We start from the raw sequence: 23,175 nt of genomic DNA, 5'->3' as shown, positions 1-23,175 counted from the left end.
ACAGCACTGCCAAGAGAAGATTCCGGCATTTCCCCCATTTACCGAGGACAGAGCCTTATTTATACCCTTCTACATACAGGTGTGTGCATTCTGCAAATCGCAATATCGGGTACTTTCGGAGCGGAAGGAAGAGGAATTGTTCGAGCGGTTCTACGAAGGTTTGGGCAGCAACGCCGCGCACTACGCAAAATTGATAGGCTATACCCCTCAGTGGGAGCGTGACCCGAAGACTCTGATACCCCACGCAATGCTACCTCTGAAGTCTCGGTTGATTATCAGGGAAATCGACGCCCTGGCAAAAATCTAGTGCTACTGGATCGCACCGATTTTCATGGGGTGTCCCACCTAGGCCAAGCTTTCGAAATGCATCACTTTACCGGAGAGTGATGCAACTTACAGTGATCCGGAAAGGAGATACAAATGAGCAAAGGTAGCGGTAATAACGGGGGCCGTAGTGGTGGCTCCCAAGGCAGTGGCAGTAAAGGTGGCGGGGCAGCTGGCGGTGGCCGTGGGCAAGGAAATGGCGGAGGGTGGCCAAGTGGAACGGGCAAGCCATCCGGCGGAGGGCGCAGCAATGCCCCCGCCGGCGCTGGCAACAAATAGGTCTGGTGCTGGTTTAGCTTAACAATTCCGTCGAAAGGAAGCGCCCGCAAGCTAAGCTTGTGGACTCCTGGACGTGAAAACGGCCGCAGAAAGCGGCCGTATCGTTTGGGGCTGGACAATGGACGAAAATCCCATTGCCCCAGATTTACCCCAAGTTCCTATTCAGACAAGATAATAAATCCTAAGTCATTGAATAAAAACGAAAATTTTGGTGGGAAGTGCAAGTTTCGAACTTGCGACCCCTGCAGTGTGAATGCAGTGCTCTACCCCTGAGCTAACCTCCCGAAGCGAGGCGAATTATCGCATAGGTGTTGCGGCATCTGCAAGGGCTGGAAACAGGAAATTTGCCGCGCCCCCGCTTTTTTCTCAGGTGGCTGCTGGCAGCGCCGTGACGGCGGTCCAGATGCACTGGCCTTTGGCGGCTTTGTCGAGGCCGGCGATGGTGGCTTCGTGGGCGGCGAGTTCATCGGCCGTGGCGCTCTGGAAGATGACTTCGGCCAGGGGCACGATTTCCAGGGCTGCGCCGTCGGCGGCCACTTCCACTTCTTCTTCCATGCTGAGGCTGTTCTGGCCTCGCGTCATGGCCAGGTAGACGTCGGCCAGTAATTCGGAATCGAGCAGCGCGCCGTGCAGCTTGCGGTGGGCGTTCGAAACGCCGTAGCGGTCGCACAGGGCGTCAAGCGAGTTGCGCTTGCCTGGATGCATTTCCTTCGCCTGCACCAGGGTGTCGATCACGCCATGCACCTGCTCATGCACTGGCGGCAAGTTCAGGCGCTTGAATTCCGCATTGAGGAAGCCGATATCGAACGGGGCGTTGTGGATGATCAATTCGGCACCGGCAATAAACGCGCGGAATTCTTCCGCGATTTCCGCGAATTTCGGCTTGTCGCTGAGGAACTCCGTCGTCAATCCGTGGACGGCCAGCGCGCCCTCTTCCGAGTCGCGCTCGGGATTGATGTATTGATGGAAATTATTCCCCGTCAACATGCGGTTGTTCAGTTCGACCCCCCCGATCTCCAGGATGCGGTCGCCCGTGCGCGGGTTCAGGCCGGTGGTTTCAGTATCGAGAACAATTTGACGCATGGCAGATTCAGTCTTAAAAGCAAAAAGCGAAGGGCACAGTATAGCAAACCTGTGCCCTTCGATTACGCCCTGCCCGCTGTTTCGCGAGAGGAATTTTTAACGTCAGGCGCGCACGGTTTCCACGCCGAGGTTGGCCAGCTGATCGGCCCGCTCGTTGCCCGGATGGCCATTGTGGCCGCGTACCCAGCGCCATTCCACTTCATGGACGGCCTGGGCCGTATCGAGCGCCTGCCACAGGTCGACGTTTTTCACAGGAGCCTTGGCCGCCGTTTTCCAGCCGCGCGCCTTCCAGCCGTGGATCCATTCGCTGATGCCCTTCTGCACGTACTGGCTATCGGTATACAGCACTACCTGGCAGGGACGTTTGAGCGCCGTCAAGGCTTCGATCACGGCCTTCAATTCCATGCGGTTATTCGTCGTATTCAGTTCCCCGCCGTAAATTTCTTTCTTGGCGCCGTCGGCCACCATCAGCGCACCCCAGCCGCCTGTGCCGGGATTGCCCTTGCATGCGCCATCGGCATAAATCTCAACCTTCGTTTCAACCTTATCCATCTTGCTGTTCCCGCCTTTTATTCGTGACCGGTGCGCCTGCGGGCGCCGTCGCCGGTTTCTTGGTCCACGCCGGACCGATCAATCGCATCCCTTTGACGCGCTTGATCGCCTGCACTATATACACTGCGCCCAGATATGGCCACCAGCGCGCACCGGCCTTGTCCATGAAGGCGTTGCGGCGCAGCCATTTTTCTGTCCTGCAGGCAGGTGCGTAACAGCCGAAATGGCTTTGACTGACGCCCATGTTCAGCAATTTTAACCAGTCTTTCATGCGCGGCATAGAGATCAGCTCGCCCGCCTGCGGCAGGTAATGGCGTCCCGTGACCCGTCCCAGGCCCTGGCGCATGCCCCACAGGCTGGCCGGATTGAAGCCGCAGACGATCACGCGCCCCTCCGGGATCAGCACGCGCTCGACTTCGCGCAAGACCTGATGCGGCTCGGCGGCAAATTCGAGTACGTGCGGCAAGACCACCAGGTCCAGGCTTTGCGAGTCGAACGGCAACTCGTCGAAGACCGACACCAGGGTCAGGCGGCGTTCCTGCGGCGTGCGCGACGGCAGGCGCGCATCGAGCAGCCATTTGTTCGGCATGCGGCTGGCAGCCAGCGCGTCGAGCTGGGGCAAACCGATCTGCACGGCATTAAAACCGAAGATGTCGACGGTCAGGCTGTCGAGGCATTGCTGCTCCCAGGCGCGCACGTACAGACCGGCCGGCGTCTGCAGCCAGCCGTCAAGCGCTATAATGGATTTTTCGGATGCCACACTGTCCATTCAGTTTTCTCTTTTGCTCATGACCAATTCCCCTGAACACGCTTTATCGGTACTTGCCGTGCCCGCCTTTGCCGACAATTACCTGTGGCTGATCCATGACGGCCGCCACGCCGCCGTGGTCGACCCCGGCGACGCCATGGCCATCCTCGATGCGCTGCAAGCCCATCAATTGACCTTGTCCGCCATTTTACTCACGCATCACCACGCCGACCACACGGGTGGCGTGCCTGAATTGTTGCAGCATTTCGCCGTCCCCGTCTTCGGCCCACGCAATGAGGCTATCACAGCCATCACGGAACCGCTTGCCGAAGGCGATGTCGCCTATGTGCCCGAACTGGGCTTGCAGCTGACCGTCATCGACGTTCCAGGTCACACCAAGGGGCACATCGCCTACGTGCGCCAGCGCGACGAGCGCAGCGGCGCGCCGTGGCTGTTTTCCGGCGACACCCTGTTTGCGGGCGGCTGCGGCCGCCTGTTCGAAGGCACGCCGGGCCAGATGGCCGACTCGCTGGGCAAGCTGGCCGCCCTGCCCGACGATACGGAGGTATTTTGCGCGCATGAGTACACCTTGTCCAATCTGCGCTTTGCCAACGCCGTCGAGCCGGGCAATGTGGCCTTGCAAGAACGCATCGCCATCGACACAGAAAAGCGCCAGCAAGGCTTGGCGACCGTGCCATCGACCATCGCCCTCGAGAAGGCCACGAATCCCTTCCTGCGCTACCGTGAACCGGCGATTCTGACCAGCCTGAAGGTGGAAGGCAAGCTGGCCACCGACGCTTCGCCCGTGGAAGCGTTCGCGGCGCTACGGATGTGGAAAAACAGCTTTTAAGCCCACCCTTCCGCCATAAAAAATCCCGGCCGATGCTTGTATGCACCGCCGGGATTTTTTATCGATCTATTTGATCAGGATCAGATTTCTTCATACAGCGGCAAGGTCAGGAATTCAGCGAACGATTCCGACGTCGACATTTCCTCGAAGATCTGGCCGGCACGCACATAGGTCGGGCCATTGCCACCTGGCGCATCGCGCTGCACTTTGGCCAGCTCTTCCGGAATCATGGCGCGCACCATCTCGGCCGTCACCTTGCGGCCGTCTTCCAGCACACCCTTGCTGGAACGAATCCACTGCCACACTTGCGAGCGGCTGATCTCGGCCGTGGCCGCGTCCTCCATCAGGTTATGGATAGGCACGCAACCGTTGCCGGCCAGCCAGCTGCCCAGGTAATGGATGCCCACGTTGATGTTGTAGCGCAAGCCCGCTTCCGTGATCGGCGCTTCCGGCTGAAAGTTCAGCAGGTCCGACGCCTTGACGTCGATGTCGGGACGCTGTTTCTCGATCTGGTTCGGCTTGTCACCCAGCACTTTCGTGAACTCGCCCATGGCCAGCTCGACCAGGCCCGGATGGGCAACCCAGCCGCCATCGTAGCCGTCGGTGGCATCGCGCGCCTTGTCGTTGCGCACGCCGCCCATGGCGATGTCGTTCTTTTCCGGATCGTTCTTGATCGGGATCAAAGCCGCCATGCCGCCAATGGCCGGTGCGCCACGTTTGTGACACGTTTTCAGCAGCAACAAGGCGTAGGCGCGCATGAACGGCGCCGTCATGGTGACCTTGGCGCGGTCGGCCAGGCAGAAATCCTTGTCCAGCTTGAATTTCTTGATGCACGAGAAGATGTAATCCCAGCGGCCCGCGTTCAGGCCGGAGCTGTGTTCTTTCAGCTCGTACAGGATTTCATCCATTTCGAACGCCGCCAGAATGGTTTCGATCAGGACAGTCGCCTTGATCGTGCCTTGTGGCAAGCCCAATTCGTTTTGCGTCATGACAAAGATATCGTTCCACAGGCGCGCTTCCAGGTGCGATTCCATCTTCGGCAGGTAGAAATACGGGCCGGCGCCGCGCGCCAGTTGTTCCTTGGCGTTATGGAACATAAACAGGGCGAAATCGAAGATGCCGCCGGAAATGCGCTTGCCGTCGACCAGCACGTGCTTTTCATCGAGGTGCCAGCCGCGCGGACGCACGACGAGGGTCGCGATCTTGTCGTTCAGCTTATAGGACTTGCCATTTTGCTCCAGCGAAATCGTCTTGCGCACGGCGTCGAACATATTGATTTGGCCCGTCAGCTGGTTATCCCAGTTCGGCGTGTTCGAATCCTCGAAGTCGGTCATGTAACTGTCCGCACCGGAATTGAAGGCGTTGATGACCATCTTGCGCTCGACGGGACCGGTGATTTCCACGCGGCGGCATTCCAGCGCCTTCGGGATCGGCGCGATCTTCCAGTCGCCGTCGCGGATGTGTGCGGTCTCTGGCAAGAAATCAGGACGCTCGCCCGCGTCGAGGCGCTTGGCCCGTTCCACGCGCACGGCCAGCAATTGCTGGCGGCGCGGCTCGAACGCGCGCGTCAGCTTGGCCACCAGCGCCAGTGCGGCCGGCGTCAGGATCTGTTCATAGCCGGGCTTGATTTCCCCCGTGATTTGCATGCCTTCTGGAAGTGCGATCGTATTCTGCGTCATGAAGTTCTCCGTTTTTAGTAAATATAAGCAAAGGTAATCTGATGATCCAAGTATATGCTGAACGACTGCGCGGACAAGCTGGACAGAGGCGCAAAAACACTCTGCAGGGCGGTGCGTTTGTTCTATAGTATTGCACTATAAGGCATGGAAACGAGATTAAAAATCACTTCATCTATGCGTTTTTATCACAAGTGATGGTATTACAGGAGCACAACATGGGCCAGTTCAGACAAATATCAACGTTCGTGGAAGTGGTCGCCAAGGGCAGCCTGTCGGCCGCCGCGCGCGCCGAAGGCATCGCCCCGGCCATGATAGGACGGCGCCTGGACGCGCTGGAGCAGCGCCTGGGTGTCAAATTGCTGCAGCGCACGACGCGCAAGCTGGCCCTGACGAATGAAGGCGCCGCCTTCCTCGAAGATTGCCAGCGCATCCTGGGCGAACTGGAAGAGGCGGAAGCGGCCGTGGCCGAGCGCAGCGTCAAGGCCAGCGGTCACTTGCTCATTTCCGCACCAGCCGGCTTCGGGCGCCAGCACGTGGCACCCCTGATTCCCTCTTTTGTCGCCGAGCACCGCGACGTGACGGTGTCGCTGAACCTGAACGACCGACTCGTCGACCTGATTGGCGAAGGCATCGACGTGGCCATCCGCATCGCCAGCCTGTCCGATTCTTCGCTCGTGAGCACCAAACTGGCCGACAATCAGCGCGTGCTCGTCGGTTCGCCCGCCTACCTGAAACGGGCGGGCACGCCGCGCATCCCGGCCGACCTGGCGAAACACAATTGCCTGGCAATCAGCAGCGAAGGCAGCCAGCGGGGCTGGACCTTCCGCGAAAACGGCAAGAATGTCATTTTAAAGGTGGCCGGCAACATGGTCTGCAACGATGGCGAAGTGCTGCACGACTGGGCGCTGGCCGGCAAGGGCCTGGCGTGGCGCTCGATGTGGGAAGTGGGCGCCGAGATCGCCTCGGGACAATTGGTGACGGTGCTGGACCAGTTCGCCGCGCCGGGCAATGACATTTACGCCGTGTTCGCCCAGCGCCGCCATCTGCCGCTGCGCATACGGGCGTTTGTGGATTTTTTAAGGCACTCGTACTCACTGCCTGACTACTGGCGTGAGCGCGCTATTTGAGGACGCCCAATCAGACCTGCTGCGCGGCGCGCTTTGCAGCCGGCGATGCTCACCGTACTAAAGTACGGTTGCGCTTCTCGACCACAAATCACTGCCGCTCGCTACGGACTGATTGGGCGCCGTAAAGGTCCAGGCGTAGGTCGGCTCAGCGTAGCGTAGCGTAAGCCGACACATCCCCATTGTCGGCTTACGCGCGAGCGCTAAGCCGACCTGCGCGGCGACGCAAGCACGCCAAAAAGAACGCGCAGCCCACGCACAACCGATGCCTCATAGAAATTCAGGCGAAAAAAAATCCTCGGAGACCGAGGATTTCTTTATTTCGTTTGATCCAGCGTATTAGATTGGCTGAATGTTCGAAGCTTGCTTGCCTTTAGGGCCAGCGGTCACTTCAAAAGAAACGCGTTGGTTCTCTTGCAGGGACTTGAAGCCGTTCGACTGGATAGCCGAGAAGTGAGCGAACAGATCTTCGCCGCCTTCGTCAGGGGTAATAAAGCCGAAACCCTTCGAATCATTGAACCATTTTACGATGCCAGTTGCCATTACAATTTCCTATTTCAGTTAAGTTGGGCTTGCGCCCGTTATATCGTTTGAAGCAAGAAAGAAATGACAGACTAACTGCACTACTACCTCGAATCCAACGATGCCCAATTATACCAACAAAACTGAGAAAAACCATTCTTTCGCAAAATAAACTTGCGAACACTACTTTAATAGCCAAATCCCCGTCTTGCGGCGCCCTGTACCAGCGGCATGGAGACACTATATCCTAATCTGCGACGCGGATGCTTTGCGTTGTATCAAATGAATCATTGTAACCACATCGTGATGTCGCTCACGCGGTGAAGTGGGTGGCGGCCGCATCGCGCCCCGCCCAGTCCAGTAGCACCGCCACTTGCGCCCGCACGGCGGGCCATTCCGCCACCGCTTGCGCGGGGGCATTGAGCATGGCGCGCACCAGTTGTTCGATGCGCCGGCATTCCTGGCCCAGCGCAGCAAAGCCGAAGGTGGCAGCCGAGCCGGCCACCGCGTGCAGCGCGCGGTGCAGTTCCGTCAAGGGCTCCAGGCGGGGGCCTTCGCTGTCGCAGCGGCCGCTTGCCGTCGCGATCGCTTGCAACAGGGCCGGCACGCCAGCCGCATATTTTTCATTCAGGGCACGCAAACGCGCGCGAAAATCCGGGTCGATCAAGGTTGCCATCGCAATACTCGCCTGAGTTGGCTTACTTGGTGCCGAAGATACGGTCGCCGGCGTCGCCCAGACCCGGCACGATGTAGGCGTGATCATCGAGGTGCGAATCGAGCGAAGCACAGAACATCTTGACGTTCGGATGCGCGTTCTGGAACACGGTCACGCCCTCTGGAGCGGCCACCAGGGCCAGGAAGATGATCTGCTCGTCCGTCACGCCGCGCTTTTTCAGCACGTCGACGGCATACACGGCCGAATTGCCGGTCGCCACCATCGGATCGCACAGGATGAAGGTGCGCTCGTTCAGGTCGGGCAGGCGCACCAGGTATTCCACGGGCATGTGCGTGGCCGGGTCGCGGTACACGCCGATGTGGCCCACGCGCGCCGAGGGCACCAGGTTCAGCAAGCCATCGCTCATGCCGATGCCGGCGCGCAAGATCGGCACGATGGCCAATTTCTTGCCCGCAATGACGGGCGCGTCGATGGTGACCAGCGGCGTCTTGATTTCGCGCGTCGTCAGCGGCAGGTCGCGCGTGATTTCATAACCCATCAGCAAAGTGATTTCCTTGAGCAATTCGCGGAAGGTGCGTGTCGACGTATCGTGCTCGCGCATGTGGCTCAATTTGTGCTGGATCAATGGGTGATCGGTAATGAACAAATTCGGGAAGCGTGGATCTTGTTTCATGTTATTTTTCTTTCTCTGCTATCTGGCGCGGCGGCAAGCCTGGGCCGCAGGCGCGCTGTGTATATCGATAAAATGATGGATTGCAGCATTATCCCAGCCCCCAGCCCGCCTGTGGCCGGAATTTGCGAAATAATTGCGCACCCAGCAGGCCGAAGCAAACTCAGTACTCGCGCAGCGCGCGCGCCAGGATGGCCGCGCAATCGGTACCCGCCGGCAAGCGGCCATACGCGCCGCCCGGCGCCTGCACCAGCCGCGACTGCAGGAAGGCCTGCGCGATGAAAGGCGGCGCATGGCGCAGCAGCAAGGCCGCCTGCACGGCCAGCACGATGCGCTCGGATAATTGCCGCGCGCCAAATTCGTCCGTCTGCGGCCCGTCCAGGTCGGCCAGCAGGCGCGCGCGGCAATCGACAAAGTCGGCGTGATCATCGCCGGCCAGCGCCAGCTCGGCCGCCAGGGCGTCGCGCGCGGCCGGCGACTTGCCGAAGGCGCGCAAGACGTCGAGACACATGACGTTGCCCGAGCCTTCCCAGATCGAGTTGACGGGCAGTTCGCGATACAAACGCGCCAGCGGCGCCTCTTCCACATAGCCGGTGCCGCCCAGCACTTCCATGGCTTCCGCGCCGAAACCGGGTCCGCGCTTGCAGATCCAGTATTTGCCGGCTGGCGTCAGCACACGCGCCAGCATCGCTTGCTGCGCATCGTCTCTTTCATCGAAGCAGCGGGCCAGGCGCAGCGCAAACGCCGTGGCCGCTTCCGATTCCAGCGCCAGGTCGGCCAGCACGTTTTGCATCAGGGGCAGTTCGGCCAGCGGCTTGCCGAACGCGGCCCGCTGGCGCGCATGGTGCAGTGCCTGCGTCAAGGCGGCGCGCATGATGCCAGCGCTGCCCAGCACGCAATCGAGGCGCGTGTGGCTGGCCATTTCCAGGATGGTGGGAATGCCCCGCCCCGGCTGCCCCACCAGCCAGCCGTAAGCGTTCGCAAACTCCACTTCCGACGAGGCATTCGAGCGATTGCCCAATTTATCCTTCAGGCGTTGCACGCGGATGGCATTGCGGCTGCCGTCGGGCAGGTAGCGGGGCAGGAAAAAGCACGACAATCCCCCCTCGTCCGCCTGCGCCAGGATCAGATGCGCGTCGCACTGGGGCGCCGAGAAAAACCATTTGTGGCCGACGATGCGCCAGGCGCCGCCGGCCTCGCCGCCGAACAAGGCTTGCGCCTCGGCCGGCGGCACGCGCACGGCGCGCGTGGTATTGCTGCGCACGTCGGAGCCGCCCTGCTTTTCCGTCATGCCCATGCCGACCAGGGCACCGCGCTTCTGCTCCACGGGCAAGGAGCGGGGATCGTATTCGCGCGAGAGGATTTTCGGCAGCCAGCGCTGCGCGATGTGCGGCAGGTCGAGCGCCTGGCGCAAGGCTGGCACCGAGGCATACGTCATCGTCACGGGACACTGCGTGCCGTTTTCCACCTGCCCTACTAATAGATAGGCCGCCGCGCGCGCCACCTGGGCGCCGGGACCGGGCATGGCCCACGGCGAAGCGTGCGCGCCGGCACCCACGAGGATGGCCATCAGTTCATGCCAGGCCGGATGGAACAGCACTTCGTCAATGCGCCGCCCGGCCCGGTCGAACTGCTGCAGCTCGGGCGTGTGGATGTTGGCCAGGCGTGCCAGCGCATAGGTCTCGGCGCGGCCCAGCGTTTCACCCAGCGCGTCAAGCTCCTGCAGCGCCGCGCCGCCGCCCTCGCGCAGCAGCGCTTCGGTCAGCGCCGGGTCGCAGGCGAACAGATTGACGTTTTCAAAGGGCGTGGCCTGGTTGAAAACTTCATGCGTGTCAAATGCATTCATGGGGGTCTCCCGCGATTTGTTATCATGGCGCCCTTGCCGTCGCTGGCGCACCGTCAACACCGTCTGCCAGCCAGACTAGCGTAAAGCGCATGGCGGGGCAAGCGCGCCAGTGGAAGCAGGCGCAGATAAATGTTTCTATGCGGAATGAAAATGCCTGCATGTGTCGCGCGACATGATTTTTTTCATGGAAGGCAGGAATATTTACAAAACCTGAAGCAATGTTGCTCTATTTCATGTAATCGGGTGCTTTTCAATGATACATTTCGTGTGGATCGCGTTCCGATAGTCGCCCTTCCGGCCACTCTGGCACGCGTCGCGCACGATGCACTATTTTCGTCGGCACCCCGCCAGCAGCGGCGCCGGCACTGATAATAAAAAGGTAAAAGCCAGCACGATGTTTTCCAGTACCCCATCTGCCGCCCACCGCGAGGCCCGCCACGAGTTGGACAACCTCATGGAAGAGGCCGGCGACGTCGTGTTCCGGCTCGATACGGACGGCCTGATCCTGTTCGCCAGCAAGCGCGCGGCCACCCTGTTTGCCGCGCCATCGGGCCTGTCCGGCCATTTGCTGCTGCCGCTGGCCACCGAAGCGTCGCGCGCGGCATTGCAAGCGGCGCTGGAAGACGCTCTGGAAGAGCCGGGCCGCCTGGAAGTAAGGCTGCAAACGCCGGACCAGGAAATCTGGTTCGAACTGCGCCTGTCTTCCTATATGAATGCGGCCGGCATCGCCGAATTGCTGGTGGTCGGGCGCGACACGTCGGCCCAGCACAATACGGAAGAACGGCTGCGCCACATGGCCACGCACGATGCGCTCACGGGCTTGCCGAACCGTTTGCTGCTGTCCGACCGCATCCGCATGGTGATCGCCCAGGCCGCACGTTCGGGCCAGGGGTTTTCCGTCGCCACCATCGGTCTCGATGGCTTTAAAAAGGTCAACGATGGCCTCGGCCACCCCGTCGGCGACGCCGTGCTGCGCCTGGCCGCGGCGCGCCTGCGCAAGACCCTGCGCGACAGCGATACCCTGGCGCGCGTGGGCGGCGATGAATTCGTCGCCGTGCTGCCCGGCAGCGCCACGGACGCGCAGATCAAGCTGGTGACGGGCCGCCTGCTGGCCACTCTGCAGGCGCCGTTCGAAGTCGACGGCCACACGATCTACGTGGGCGCCTCCGTCGGCGTATCGATCTATCCGCTGCACGCGGAAGATGAAGTGCGCCTGGTGGCGCTGGCCGATGCGGCCATGTCGCGCGCCAAGGAAACGGGCAAGGCCCGCTGCCTGGTCTACAGTCCGCGCCTGAATGGCCCGTCGGAACACGATATTTCGCTGGAAGCGGCCATGTTCCACGCCGTGCGCGAAGGCGAGTTTTTACTCTTTTACCAGCCCATCGTCGACGCGCACACGCGGCAGATCCAGGGTTTCGAAACCCTGATGCGCTGGAAGCACCCGACCCTGGGCCTGGTGCCGCCCGTGCGCTTCATCCCGATCGCCGAAGCCAATGGCCTGATCAATCTGCTGGGCGCCTGGGCGCTGAAAGCGGCCTGCGTGCAGCTCAAGCAGTTCCAGGAAGTGGCCAGGCGGCCGCTGTACATCTCCGTCAACATCAGCCCGCGCCAGTTCCGCAACGACAAATTCCTCGACGTGCTCGATGACGCCATCGCGTTTTCCGGACTCTCGGGCGAACACCTGGTGCTGGAAATCACGGAAGGCACCCTGATGATCGACCCCGTGCATGCGGAAACCATCCTCGTCAAGATGACGGAGCGCCGCGCGCGCATCGCCATCGACGATTTCGGCACCGGCTATTCCTCGCTCGCGTATCTGAAGCGCTTCCCCATTTCCGTGCTGAAGATCGACCGCACCTTCATCAAGGACTTGCCCGAATCGAGCAAGGATGCGGCCATCTGCAACACCATTCTCGACCTGGCCAAGCATTTGAACCTGTCCGTGGTGGCCGAGGGCGTGGAAACCGAGGAACAGATGCACTTCATGGAGTCGCGCGGCTGCCAGTATGTGCAAGGCTACCTGACGGGCAAACCGATGCCGGCCCATGCCGCGCTATCGGCCTTGAGCGACAAAACCTATGCGGCGCTGGTGCCTGCGCCGTCTGCCAATGATCCGCGCGGAGGGGTGCAATGAATCCAGGTCATTTCACGGCGCCGACACAGCTCGGCAAAAACACCCTGGACCTGCTGTGGGCGCGCACGCGCCAGCAAGGCGACATGCCCGGCTTCGCGAAAGCCATCAGCGCCATCCTGGGCGCCATGCGCGGCGAGGATGACCACGAATTCGACATCACGCAAACGGTATTGTCCGACCCTGTCCTGACGCAGAAGGTGCTGCGGCTGGCCAACAGCGGCATGTATTCGGCCTTCGGCCAGCGGGTCAATACGGTCTCGAAGGCCGTGCTGGTGCTGGGCATCGACGCCATCGGCCATCTGGCGCTGGGCCTGAAACTGATCGAGGAGCTGTCGCAGGCGTCGCCCGATTCCGTCAGCGCCCACGTGGAAATGGAAAAGGCCGTGCTGGCCGGGATGGTGGCGCAGCAGGTGGCCACCAGCGCCGGCAGCCTGCAGGCGGAGCAGGCCGTGGTCTGCTCAATGCTGCACACCCTGGGCCGCATGATGGTGACGTTCTACATGACGGACTTCTGGGCGCGCCTGCAGGCGCACGCGGGTCCCGGCAACGAGGCGGCCGCCGCGCGCGAAATCCTCGGCCTGTCGCTGCCGGAAGTGGGCTATGCCACGGCCGCCCACTGGGGCTTGCCGCAGCACCTGATCAACGGCATGCGTCCGATGGAGCCGTCACCGGACGACTCGCCCGTCAGCGGTGCCGACTGGATGGCGGGCCTGTCGACCATGGCGGCGCGCTGTGCCGACTCGCTGTGGCATGACGACGCGGCCGGCGCGGCGCAGGTGCACGCGCTGATCGACGACTACGCGGGCACCCTGGGCATCACCGCGACCGACCTGGCCGTGGCGGTCGACAAGGCCAAGGCGATGGCGGCGGCCGACCTGTCGATCGCGCCCCTGTCGAAACCGGCCGAACGGCGCGCGCGCCAGCTGGCCTCGACGCGCATGCGCGCCGAAGGCAACCGCGTATTGATCGGCGGCCTGGCCGACCTGCGCGGCGCCATCGGCAGCGCCAGCCCGGGCCAGATGGTCTCGATGGCGCTCGAAACGCTGCACCAGGGCTTCGACTTTTCGCGCTCGGTGGCGTTCGTGCGCAACCACAGGGATCATCTGTACTCGGCGCGCATCAGCATGGGCGAAGGCATGGCCGACTTGCAGGATCTGATGGTGTTTGGCGACGCGTATGAACCGAACGTGTTCCATGCGGCCCTCAATAGCGACCGCGTGATCTTCATCGACAATGCGCGCGACCCGAAATTTGCCGCCAAGCTGCCGCAATGGTGGAAAGCGACCCTGTCGGAAGCGCGCAGCTTCGTCGTGCTGCCCCTGTCGGCCAACGGCCACCCCACGGGATTTTTATACGGTGACTGGGATGACAGCTTCCCGCCGATCCAGCTGAACCAGACGGAATTCAACCTGATCAACGATATCCGGGCGTTGCTGGTGCAGTCGGTGGAGATGCGGCACCAATTGGAATTGGTGGCGAATAAAGTTGCATGAGAACACCTGACCAAACCTACTGCGCGTCGGTATAGGCGGCCTGCGATGCTCACCGTACTAGAGTACGGTTGCGCTTCCTAGCCACCTCTCCCTTCCGCTCGCTACGGTTTTGTCAGGTGTCGCTAGCGTTTTTATTAAACGACAAAATTAATCATTTCAACTTCGGCGTAGAAACAGACACATCGCCGCATTGCGCGCGGTGCATCAGGGCGTGGTCGATCAGCACCAGCGCCAGCATGGCTTCGGCGATCGGCGTGGCGCGGATGCCCACGCACGGGTCGTGGCGGCCGAACGTTTCCACCATCACGGGATTGCCTTCTTTATCGATCGAGCGGCGCGGCGTGCGGATCGACGAGGTCGGCTTGATGGCGATCGAGACGCTGACATCCTGTCCCGTCGAGATGCCACCGAGCACGCCGCCGGCGTTATTGCCGATAAAGCCTTCCGGCGTCAGTTCGTCGCCGTGCTCGGAACCCTTTTGCGCCACCGAATCGAAACCGGCGCCGATTTCCACGCCCTTGACGGCATTGATGCCCATCATGGCGTAGGCGATGTCGGCGTCGAGCTTGTCGTAGATGGGCTGGCCCAGTCCCACCGGCACGTTTTGCGCGATGACGTCGATGCGCGCGCCGATGGAATCGCCGTCGCGGCGCAACTGGTCCATCGCCGCTTCCATGCGCGCAATCAGGTCCGCGTCGCCGCTGGCGGCAAAGAACGGGTTCGCATGCACGTGCTCCCAGGACTGGAACGGCACGGCGATGTCGCCCAGCTGGCTCATGCAGCCCTTGAAGGTGGTGCCGTACTGCTGCAGCAGCCATTTCTTGGCGATCGCCGCCGCGCCCACGACGGGCGCCGTCAGGCGCGCCGATGAGCGTCCGCCGCCGCGCGGATCACGCACGCCGTATTTGTGCCAGTAGGTGTAGTCGGCGTGGCCGGGGCGGAAGCTTTCCGCGATATTGCCGTAATCCTTGCTGCGCTGGTCTTCATTGCGGATCAGCAGCGCGATGGGCGTACCCGTCGTCACGCCCTGGTACACGCCGGAAAGGATTTCCACCGTATCGGATTCCTGGCGCTGCGTCACGTGGCGCGAGGTGCCCGGCTTGCGGCGGTCCAGCTCGGGCTGGATATCGGCTTCCGACAGGATCAATCCTGGAGGACAGCCATCGATCACGCAGCCGATGGCCGGGCCATGCGATTCGCCGAAAGTGGTAACAGTAAACAGCTTGCCAAAAGAATTGCCGGACATAGTAGGAAGTGTAAGGACTGGAAAACCTAATTCTACCAGCCTGCGGGGCATGCCATGCCGCTAATGCCGCGACTAGCCCCGATATTGCCCCGCCCATCTCGCCATTTTGAAATCCTGCGTATTTTTTCATATGAAAAATACCAAATAAGAGTTGCAATCATGCAATACAAGAAATATTGCGCGACGGAATAGATTTAAAAAAACATTTTGCTTATTAAATAGCTATATACTTGAATCAAAGCGCGCGACACAATACTGGTTACCAAACCAGATTTAGGCTGCGCCGAGAGCACGTCAAAAAATGCCCGGGGCGAGGCAATGCCACGATACCTGAGCGCTGTTTTTTGCTGTGCCAGAGTGCATCAGAAATGGCCAGGGCTAGGCGCGCCGCCGAAGACAGTACGCGAGTACGGCGAGGCGGTGCAACAACGCCATGGACATTTCTGATGTGCTCACATCCCGTACTGAGTCATCCTGGAGAAGCTATACATGCCCGCACCGATCATCCCCCTTGACGCCAACAAGGACGATCACGACGACCTGGTATTCCTCGATGAGCAACCGGCGCCGCCGCTGGCCGTCGCACCGCGCAGCGTCTGGCGGGTGATGATCATCGACGACGATGAAGACGTTCACTCCACCACCACCTTCGCCCTGGGCAACCTGGAAATGCAGCACCGCCCGCTGGAATTCGTGCATGCGTACTCGGCCGGCCAGGCGCGCGAGTTGCTCAAGCATGAAGACGACATTGCCGTCATCCTGCTCGACGTGGTGATGGAACAGGATGACGCGGGCCTGCACCTGGTGCGCTACATCCGCGAAACCCTGAAAATGACGGACGTGCGCATCATCCTGCGCACGGGCCAGCCCGGCTATGCGCCGGAAATCGACGCCATCCGCGATTTCGACATCAACGACTACAAGACCAAGTCCGAACTGACGCGCATCAAGCTGTTTACGACGGTGACGGCGGCCATCCGCTCGTACGAGCAGATCCGTTCGATCAGCAGCAGCCGGCGCGGCCTGGACCGTATCGTCCACGCCAGCACGCAGCTGATGGCGCTGCACGGCGTGCAGAACTTCTCGGCCGGCGTGCTGGCGCAGATCGCCGACCTGCTGGGCATCCGCGCCGATGGCGTGCTGTGCGTACAGGATTTGCAGGACAACGGTTCCCGCGAACTGCTCGTCTCGGCCTGCACGGGCAGCTTTTCCAGCTTGCCGCACAGCGCCCTGTGCGGCCTGCAAAACCCGCGCGTGATGGCCGCCATCGAGCACACCCTGGCGCAGCGGCGCAATGTCTACGCGCACGACTACGCCACCCTGTACTTCGCGGGCAAGGCCAGCCGCGACGCGGCCGCCTACCTGGTGCTGCCGCGCCCCCTCTCGGCCATCGATGAAAGCCTGCTGGAAGTATTCTGCAGCAACGTCGCCGTGGGCCTGGACAACGTCGAGCTGGTGTCGCACCTGCACAATGCCGCCTTCTACGATCAATTGTCGAAGCTGCCGAACCGTACGCGCCTGGTGGAAATCCTCGACGCCACCCTGGCCGGCCCCGCGCGCGACGACGCCACCCTGTCGCTGGTGGACCTCGACCACTTTGCCGAGACCAACGACGCGCTGGGCCACCAGTTCGGCGACACCCTGCTGGTGGCCGTGGCGGGACGCCTGCAAACCCAGCTGGGACCGCAGCTGACGGTGGCGCGCCTGGGCGGCGACATCTTTTGCGTGCTGGGCGACTCCTCGCAAGTCAACCCAAGCAAGATCCTGGCCCTGTTCCAGGCGCCGTTCTGTATCGATGGCCAGGACGTGCAATTGTCCGCCACCCTGGGCCTGGTGCGGCTGGGCGAACATGCGGGCACGGGCGCCGACGCGCTGAAAGACGCCGATATCGCCCTGAAACGGGCGAAAAGCCAGCAACGCGCCGGCCACTTCTATTTCTCGCGCAGCATGGGCATCGAAATCCGCGAGCGCGTGCGCATGATGCACGCGCTGCGCACGGCCTTCAGCCAGGGCCAGCTGTTTGTCGTGTATCAGCCGCAGATCGACCTGACCACGCGCCGCCCCGTGGGCGCCGAAGCGCTGCTGCGCTGGCAGACGCCGGACGGCAAGTTCATCTCGCCCGACCGCTTCATCCCGATTGCCGAGTATTCGGGCATCATCATCGACCTCGGTGAATGGGTGCTGCGCACGGCTTGCCGGGAACTGGTGCTGCTGCGCGAGCAGGGCCACCGCAATTTCGTCATGTCCGTCAACGTGTCGCAAGTGCAGTTCCGCCACCCGCTGTTCCTGGAAATGCTGCGCGCGGCGCTGGAAGAGACGCAGGCGCCGCCCGAGTTCATCGAGCTGGAAATCACGGAATCGATGGCCATGGAAGAGCCGGATCTGCTGATCAAGATGCTGTGGCAGATCAAACAGACGGGCGTGAGCATCGCCATCGACGACTTCGGCACGGGTTTTTCTTCCCTGTCCTATTTGCAGCGCCTGCAAGTCGACCGCCTGAAAATCGACCGCGCCTTCGTCACCGAGATCACCGGTTCCGCGCGCGGCAGCAGCATCGCCGAAATGGTCATCCAGCTGGGCCGCAACCTGGGCCTGGCCGTGATCGCCGAAGGCGTGGAAGACGAGCGGCAAGCACAAATTTTGCAAGCGCTGGGCTGCCCCATGGCGCAAGGCTTCCTGTTCGCCCGCCCGATGACGGCCACGGCGCTGGGCACCTGGCTGAACAACGAAGCGCTGCAGGGCGCCGCCTAGGCGTCACCTTGGCTTGACAATGCAAAACGCCGGCGATGCCGGCGTTGTTTTTACTGCATCAGCGAAACTTAGTCGGTGGTTTCAGCCGGCCAGTCGCGGATATACGCCTTGAGCATCTGGTTTTCAAAGCTTTGCGCTTCGAGCACGGCGCGCGCCACGTCGTAGAAGGAAATGACGCCCAGCAAGGTCTTGGCATTCATGACGGGCAGGTAGCGCGCGTGTTTTTCCAGCATGATGCGGCGCACTTCATTGACTTCCGTATCCGGGGTCACGGTGATCGGGTGGTCATCCATGTGCTTGCGCACGGTGCCGCCGCCGATCTGGCCCGCGTTTTCATGCAGCGCGTTGAGCACTTCGCGGAAGGTCAGCATGCCGACCAGGTCGCCAAACTCCATGACCACCAGCGAACCGATGTCTTTTTCAGCCATGGTATTGGCCGCGTCAAGCAGGGGCTGGTCAGGCGTGACCGTGTAGAGGATATTGCCCTTGACTTGGAGAATTTCAGATACTTTCATATTGGCCGTCCTGTCCGCGTGATTGGTATTTTAGTTATTCTAGCCCTTACTGCGACTGTAGCCTATGCCTGCGGAAAAATCCAGCCTTGCGCGCAATCAAATCAAGAGACATTACAAGCGACAAGATGCACCCGCAAGACGTCTAACAAAAACGTAGCGAGCATCGCCGGCCGCGCCCCGCGACGCGCAGTAGTTTTGCTTAGGCGTTTTCAGCCCCTGCGGCGGAACCAACCTGCGATCGAGAGGCGCTCGCGCGCCGTCGGCAACACTTCGTGCAGCATCTCGCCCGACATGAACATGGCCATGCGGCCCGCTTGCGGCGCGATATCGACGTGCTCGCCGCCCTGCGGGTGCAGGCGCAGCGCGCCGCCATGCTCGGGCAGCCAGTCGTCGTTCAGGTACAGCACGACGGACACGGTGCGCTTGTCGTCGTCGCGAAAACGGTCCAGATGGGCACGGTAAAAGGCGCCCGGCGCGTACAGGGCGAAATGGCTTTCGTACTCTTCCAGCCCCAGGAACAGCTCGCGGTTGAGCATGAGGCGCAGCGCTTCCATATGCTCCAGGTAGCGGTCGCAGGCGCTTGAGCGGCCCGTTTCCAGCCATTCGATATGGTCGCCGCGGATGTCCGGCTGCAGCAACGGCGCATGGCCGCTGCCCACGCCGGCGCCTTTCATCTTGCCATTGAGCATGGATTGCACGCACTCGGCGGCCAACTCGCGGCTCAGTTCAGGGGAGATAAAATGCTCGTGCGTGAGCCAGCCTGCGTGGCACAGGCCGTCGACGATAGAATGTCCGGGTACGGCAATGAAGCCGTCGAACGATATTGCGGGCATAAAATCTTTCTTGGTGGACATGCGATGAGAGTTCGCCTGAAGCCCAGGATTTCGCTGGCACGTAGCCGCCTTCCCTGCGGCGCGGCGCACGCGCACAGGTCAAACAGCCCGAATATCGCTGATACGATATCGTACCACCGCCGCACCGTGCCGGTCACTTTTTTTACACTGCAGGTTACACCCGCGGCCCGCCAGCACGGCTCCATGCGCCCTGCACAGGAGCCCTTTTGCTCGGCTGCAAATCAGGTTACGATCTTGCCACTATAAAACTTGGCGGAGACACCATGAGCGGCCCGAAATACCCCGGTTTCGACACTTTATCCCTGCATGCGGGCGCGGCGCCCGACCCGGCCACGGGCGCGCGCGCCACGCCGATCCATTTCACGTCCTCGTTTGCCTTCAAGAGTTCGGAGCATGCGGCCTCGCTGTTCAATATGGAGCGGGCCGGCCATGTGTACTCGCGCATCTCGAATCCCACCAACGCCGTGCTGGAAGAGCGCATCGCCGCGCTCGAAGGCGGCGTGGCCGGCCTCGCCACCGCCAGCGGCCAGGCCGCCATGCACCTGGGCTTGTCCACCATCGCTGGCGCCGGCTCGCACATCGTCGCCTCGCGCGCCCTGTACGGCGGCTCGCACAACCTGCTGGCCTATACCTTGAAACGCTTCGGCATCGAGACCACCTTTGTCGACCCGCGCGATGCGGACGCCTGGCGCGCCGCCATCCGTCCGAACACCAAGCTACTGTTTGCGGAAACCCTGGGCAATCCCGGCCTCGACGTGCTGGACATCCCGCGAATTGCCGCCCTGGCGCACGAGCACCATCTGCCGCTGATGCTCGATTCGACGTTTACCACGCCGTATCTGCTGCGCCCCTTCGAGCATGGCGCCGACCTGGTGTTCCACTCGGCCACCAAGTTTTTATGCGGCCACGGCACGGCCATCGGCGGCCTGCTCGTCGATGGCGGCACCTTCGACTGGCAGGCCGCCTACGACAAGACGGGCCGTTTCGCCGAATTGTGCGAGCCGTATGAAGGCTTTCACGGCATGGTCTTTGCCGAGGAATCGACGGTGGCGCCGTTCGCCCTGCGCGCCCGGCGCGAAGGCTTGCGCGATTTCGGCGCCGTCATGAGTCCGCACAATGCCTTCGCCATCCTGCAGGGCATCGAAACCCTGGGCTTGCGCATGGACCGCCACGTGGCCAACACGCGCAAGGTGATTGACTTCCTGCTCGCCAATCCTGCCGTGGATGCCGTGTCCTACCCCGAACTGCCGTCGCATCCCGATTACGAGCTGGCGAAAACCCTGCTGCCGAAAGGCGCGGGCGGCGTGTTCACCTTCCGCCTGCGCGGCGACCGCGCGGCGGGGCAGCGCTTTGTCGACAGCCTGAAGATCTTCTCGCACCTGGCCAACGTGGGCGACGCCAAGTCGCTCGTCATCCACCCCGCCTCCACCACGCATTTCCGCGTGCCCGACGAGCAACTGGCGCAGGCGGGCATCACGCAGGGCACCATGCGTCTATCGGTGGGCCTGGAAGACGCGGACGATTTGATCGAAGACCTGGCCCGCAGCCTGAAACTGTCGCAGAAAGGCGCCTGAGATGCTGCTCACCATCGACAATACCGTCGCCTACTGCTACACGGGCGGCAAGACCTTTAACCCGAATCAGCCGACGGCCGTCTTCATCCACGGCGCGCAGAACGACCATTCCGTATGGGCCCTGCAAACGCGCTATTTCGCCCACCACGGCTGGAACGTGCTGGCCGTCGACTTGCCGGGCCATGGCCGCAGCGGCGGCGCGGCGAAAAGCAGCGTCGAGGAACTGGCGCGATGGATACTGGCCGTGCTGGACGCGGCCGGCGCGCCCAAGGCCATGCTGATCGGCCACAGCATGGGTTCATTGATCGCGCTGGAAGCGGCATTCCTGGCGCCCGAGCGAATCAGCCACCTGGCCATGCTCGGTTCCACCTACCCGATGAAGGTCTCGCCCGCCCTGCTGGAAACGTCGCTCAACGATGAACAGGCGGCCATCGACATGGTCAATATCTGGTCGCACTCGTCGATCGCGCAAAAGCCCTCGTTTCCCGGCCCCGGCTTCTATGCCATGGGTGGCGCGCGGCGCTTGAAACAGCGCATCGCCGCCCTCAACCCCGATCACGTGTTTCACACGGATTTTTATGCGTGCAATGCCTACGCGAACGGCGAAATCGCCGCCGCTTCGGTACACTGCCCCACTTTATTCATTTTCGGCGCGCGCGACATGATGACGCCGCCCAAATCGACCAAGCTGCTGACCTCAAGCATCGCGCATGGGACGGTGGTGCAGGTCGACAGCGGGCACGAATTGATGGCCGAGCAGCCGGACGCCGTGCTCGACGCGCTGTTTGCGTTTGCGCAGGCAGCGTGAGTGCATGTTTTTTTAGGATAGATGGATGATGTTGTTGAATACCCTGTTTGACGAATTGACTGGCCGCGGCAGCGGCACGGAAGAGGAGCAGTACGAACGCCATAAATGGCTGGAACAGCTGCGCTTCACCAACCCGCTGGCGGACGAAGGCGGCCCCATGGCAGGCATTCCTTACTACCAATGGTGCCGGCTGCCGCAGGCACTCAGCGTGGCGGGCCAGCAGACGGACTTGCTGGTCGGCACCACGAGCGCCCAGTACCTGGTCTTCGAGGGCCGCCACGCGGCAGCTTTCGGGGCCGAACTGGGCCTGCAGTATGACGCCAACAACCGCATCGACCGCCCCGGTGGCATCGATGAGCTGCTCGATGCCTATGAAGAGCAGGCGGACGGCAGCTGGACCACTCTGCCGAATGAACCGCCAGCGCCACCGCTGGCCGGCTGGGACGACGTGTACTTCCGCGTGCGCGACCTGAGCGACGGCAGGGCCATCCAGAGCGTGACCACCATCGCCTACGAGAGCAGCCGCTTCCCTGGCTACACCCTGCTCGGCACGACCATGGTGGGCGTCGGCGCCATCGTCCACGACGACGAAACGGCGCAATATATGCAGCAAATCTTCGCCGACTGGGCCATCCAGCGCGAATGCGCCGATGCCTGCCAGCCTTCGTCCACGCCCTGGCCCTGCACGCCGCGCCAGTTGCCGCCCGAGACGTTCGGCACTGCGTTCGACTTTAGCCGCAACCTCGCTCACCTCGACGCCCTGCTGGCAGCCTATGTCCGCGCGCAGGCGCAGGCGGAAATCGACGGTGGCGATGCTGCCTACTGGGCGTGCGCGGCCGCCAGCACGGCCTATCAGGTGTTCTCGCTGCGCTACACGGCGGGCCTGCCCTTGCCCGACGTGGAAACGGCGCTGGAAGCGGCCGTCGCCGCCTGCGAAACGGCGCGCGCGACCCTGGCCGCGGCCTACGATGACGATGCCTTGCCCGCCTTTGATTTCGAACAGTTGACGGACTATGCGCGCACCCTGCAACTGCTGGGCGCGACCCTGCTGTTCGGCCGCCACGACCTGGCCAGGCGCCTGGCCGCCCTGCAGACGGCCTTCGATGGCGAAGACGGCGTGTATGAAGCCCTGCTGTCCTTCATCGATCCGCAGCGTGCCGCCGTCGACGAATGGTATTTCGCCGAGCCCTATACCGCCCTGTTCGATTGCCTCGACGCGGACGATCCTGCGCAGCAGCTCGAGCACCTGCAGCACTACCTGGCCAGCTGGCATGGCGCGCTGGTGCGCGAAGACTGGTTCAACGGCCATTTGCGCGCGCACGGCCTGGGCGGCTACTACGGCCTGTGGGCCTTCGAGGCGGGCGCCGTGGCAAAGCAGCTGGGACTCGATCGCGGCGCGCTGGCGCACTGGGTCATGCCGCCGTCGCCCTGAATCCCCCGTACACTT

20 protein-coding genes and 1 tRNA gene are annotated in these 23,175 nt (G+C 62.1%); 9 read left to right on the top strand and 12 right to left on the bottom strand.

From position 1 onward, the window contains the following. A partial coding sequence (locus AC54AF_RS20150) for a hypothetical protein (RefSeq protein WP_496637950.1) occupies positions 1–307 on the top strand: 307 nt, incomplete at its 5' end. Between the two features lie 505 nt (positions 308–812). Here AC54AF_RS20150 and AC54AF_RS20145 read toward each other — a convergent pair. The 4 genes from AC54AF_RS20145 to AC54AF_RS20130 all read right to left on the bottom strand — a co-directional run bounded on the left by AC54AF_RS20145 (position 813) and on the right by AC54AF_RS20130 (position 3,007). Then, positions 813–887: transfer RNA gene (locus AC54AF_RS20145), tRNA-Val, on the bottom strand. A gap of 82 nt (positions 888–969) precedes the next feature. Then, on the bottom strand, positions 970–1,686 hold the full coding sequence (dnaQ, locus tag AC54AF_RS20140; protein WP_131687870.1) for a DNA polymerase III subunit epsilon: 717 nt from the start codon (positions 1,684–1,686) through the stop codon (positions 970–972). Between the two features lie 102 nt (positions 1,687–1,788). Next, the gene (rnhA, locus tag AC54AF_RS20135; protein WP_131687869.1) at positions 1,789–2,238 is read right to left on the bottom strand and encodes a ribonuclease HI; all 450 of its coding nucleotides are present in this window, start codon (positions 2,236–2,238) and stop codon (positions 1,789–1,791) included. Further along, positions 2,231–3,007: a class I SAM-dependent methyltransferase gene (locus AC54AF_RS20130; protein ID WP_496637949.1), complete on the bottom strand. Its 777-nt coding sequence runs from the start codon at positions 3,005–3,007 to the stop codon at positions 2,231–2,233. The genes rnhA and AC54AF_RS20130 overlap by 8 nt, the downstream gene beginning before the upstream one ends. A gap of 19 nt (positions 3,008–3,026) precedes the next feature. Between AC54AF_RS20130 and gloB the strand changes: the two genes are divergently transcribed. Then, positions 3,027–3,836 carry a hydroxyacylglutathione hydrolase gene (gene gloB / locus AC54AF_RS20125; RefSeq protein WP_496637948.1) on the top strand — a complete coding sequence of 270 codons (810 nt, stop codon included), beginning with the start codon at positions 3,027–3,029 and terminating at the stop codon, positions 3,834–3,836. Between the two features lie 80 nt (positions 3,837–3,916). On the opposite strand, the gene aceB is transcribed toward gloB, so the two are convergent. After that, the gene (aceB, locus tag AC54AF_RS20120) at positions 3,917–5,515 is read right to left on the bottom strand and encodes a malate synthase A (RefSeq protein ID WP_496637947.1); all 1,599 of its coding nucleotides are present in this window, start codon (positions 5,513–5,515) and stop codon (positions 3,917–3,919) included. 215 nt (positions 5,516–5,730) lie between these two features. On the opposite strand from aceB, the gene AC54AF_RS20115 reads away from it, so the two are divergent. Further along, complete coding sequence (locus AC54AF_RS20115; protein WP_131687865.1) at positions 5,731–6,642, top strand: LysR substrate-binding domain-containing protein; 912 nt, start codon at positions 5,731–5,733, stop codon at positions 6,640–6,642. 336 nt (positions 6,643–6,978) lie between these two features. Here AC54AF_RS20115 and AC54AF_RS20110 read toward each other — a convergent pair whose 3' ends face one another. The 4 genes from AC54AF_RS20110 to AC54AF_RS20095 all read right to left on the bottom strand — a co-directional run bounded on the left by AC54AF_RS20110 (position 6,979) and on the right by AC54AF_RS20095 (position 10,353). Next, positions 6,979–7,182 carry a cold-shock protein gene (locus AC54AF_RS20110; RefSeq protein WP_010398811.1) on the bottom strand — a complete coding sequence of 68 codons (204 nt, stop codon included), beginning with the start codon at positions 7,180–7,182 and terminating at the stop codon, positions 6,979–6,981. A gap of 292 nt (positions 7,183–7,474) precedes the next feature. Next, positions 7,475–7,837, bottom strand: coding sequence for an Hpt domain-containing protein (locus tag AC54AF_RS20105; RefSeq protein WP_496637946.1), 363 nt, complete (start codon positions 7,835–7,837; stop codon positions 7,475–7,477). Between the two features lie 22 nt (positions 7,838–7,859). Continuing rightward, complete coding sequence (gene upp, locus AC54AF_RS20100) at positions 7,860–8,510, bottom strand: uracil phosphoribosyltransferase (protein ID WP_010398816.1); 651 nt, start codon at positions 8,508–8,510, stop codon at positions 7,860–7,862. Between the two features lie 160 nt (positions 8,511–8,670). Continuing rightward, positions 8,671–10,353 carry an isovaleryl-CoA dehydrogenase gene (locus AC54AF_RS20095; RefSeq protein ID WP_496637945.1) on the bottom strand — a complete coding sequence of 561 codons (1,683 nt, stop codon included), beginning with the start codon at positions 10,351–10,353 and terminating at the stop codon, positions 8,671–8,673. A gap of 394 nt (positions 10,354–10,747) precedes the next feature. Between AC54AF_RS20095 and AC54AF_RS20090 the strand changes: the two genes are divergently transcribed. Both AC54AF_RS20090 and AC54AF_RS20085 read left to right on the top strand, forming a co-directional pair. Further along, entirely contained in the window at positions 10,748–12,487 is a 1,740-nt protein-coding gene (locus AC54AF_RS20090; protein ID WP_496637944.1) for a putative bifunctional diguanylate cyclase/phosphodiesterase, read from the top strand. Continuing rightward, the gene (locus AC54AF_RS20085; protein ID WP_496637943.1) at positions 12,484–13,980 is read left to right on the top strand and encodes an HDOD domain-containing protein; all 1,497 of its coding nucleotides are present in this window, start codon (positions 12,484–12,486) and stop codon (positions 13,978–13,980) included. The genes AC54AF_RS20090 and AC54AF_RS20085 overlap by 4 nt, the downstream gene beginning before the upstream one ends. Positions 13,981–14,131: 151 nt before the next feature. Here the strand turns inward: AC54AF_RS20085 and aroC are convergent, their stop codons facing one another. Next, complete coding sequence (gene aroC / locus AC54AF_RS20080; RefSeq protein ID WP_131687860.1) at positions 14,132–15,226, bottom strand: chorismate synthase; 1,095 nt, start codon at positions 15,224–15,226, stop codon at positions 14,132–14,134. Between the two features lie 489 nt (positions 15,227–15,715). Here aroC and AC54AF_RS20075 point away from each other — a divergent pair, with 489 nt between their 5' ends. Next, complete coding sequence (locus tag AC54AF_RS20075; protein ID WP_496637942.1) at positions 15,716–17,977, top strand: putative bifunctional diguanylate cyclase/phosphodiesterase; 2,262 nt, start codon at positions 15,716–15,718, stop codon at positions 17,975–17,977. Between the two features lie 68 nt (positions 17,978–18,045). On the opposite strand, the gene AC54AF_RS20070 is transcribed toward AC54AF_RS20075, so the two are convergent. Then, positions 18,046–18,492, bottom strand: a complete 447-nt coding sequence (locus AC54AF_RS20070; protein WP_010398828.1) for a CBS domain-containing protein — start codon at positions 18,490–18,492, stop codon at positions 18,046–18,048. Positions 18,493–18,701: 209 nt separating this feature from the next. After that, positions 18,702–19,325 (bottom strand): 2OG-Fe(II) oxygenase, encoded by a 624-nt coding sequence (locus tag AC54AF_RS20065; RefSeq protein WP_496637941.1) that lies wholly within the window; start codon positions 19,323–19,325, stop codon positions 18,702–18,704. Between the two features lie 284 nt (positions 19,326–19,609). Between AC54AF_RS20065 and AC54AF_RS20060 the strand changes: the two genes are divergently transcribed. The 3 genes from AC54AF_RS20060 to AC54AF_RS20050 are packed head-to-tail and all read left to right on the top strand — an operon-like array spanning position 19,610 to position 23,160. Then, on the top strand, positions 19,610–20,920 hold the full coding sequence (locus AC54AF_RS20060) for an O-acetylhomoserine aminocarboxypropyltransferase (protein WP_496637940.1): 1,311 nt from the start codon (positions 19,610–19,612) through the stop codon (positions 20,918–20,920). A gap of 1 nt (position 20,921) precedes the next feature. After that, positions 20,922–21,728 (top strand): alpha/beta fold hydrolase, encoded by an 807-nt coding sequence (locus tag AC54AF_RS20055; protein WP_496637939.1) that lies wholly within the window; start codon positions 20,922–20,924, stop codon positions 21,726–21,728. A 25-nt stretch (positions 21,729–21,753) separates the two neighbouring features. Continuing rightward, on the top strand, positions 21,754–23,160 hold the full coding sequence (locus tag AC54AF_RS20050; RefSeq protein WP_496637938.1) for a PoNe immunity protein domain-containing protein: 1,407 nt from the start codon (positions 21,754–21,756) through the stop codon (positions 23,158–23,160). The last annotated feature ends 15 nt before the right edge of the window (positions 23,161–23,175 follow it).

Source organism: Janthinobacterium sp. JF4 (assembly GCF_059617925.1).
Note: the sequence above shows the minus strand (reverse complement) of the source record. Positions and strands in the feature narration are given on the sequence as shown.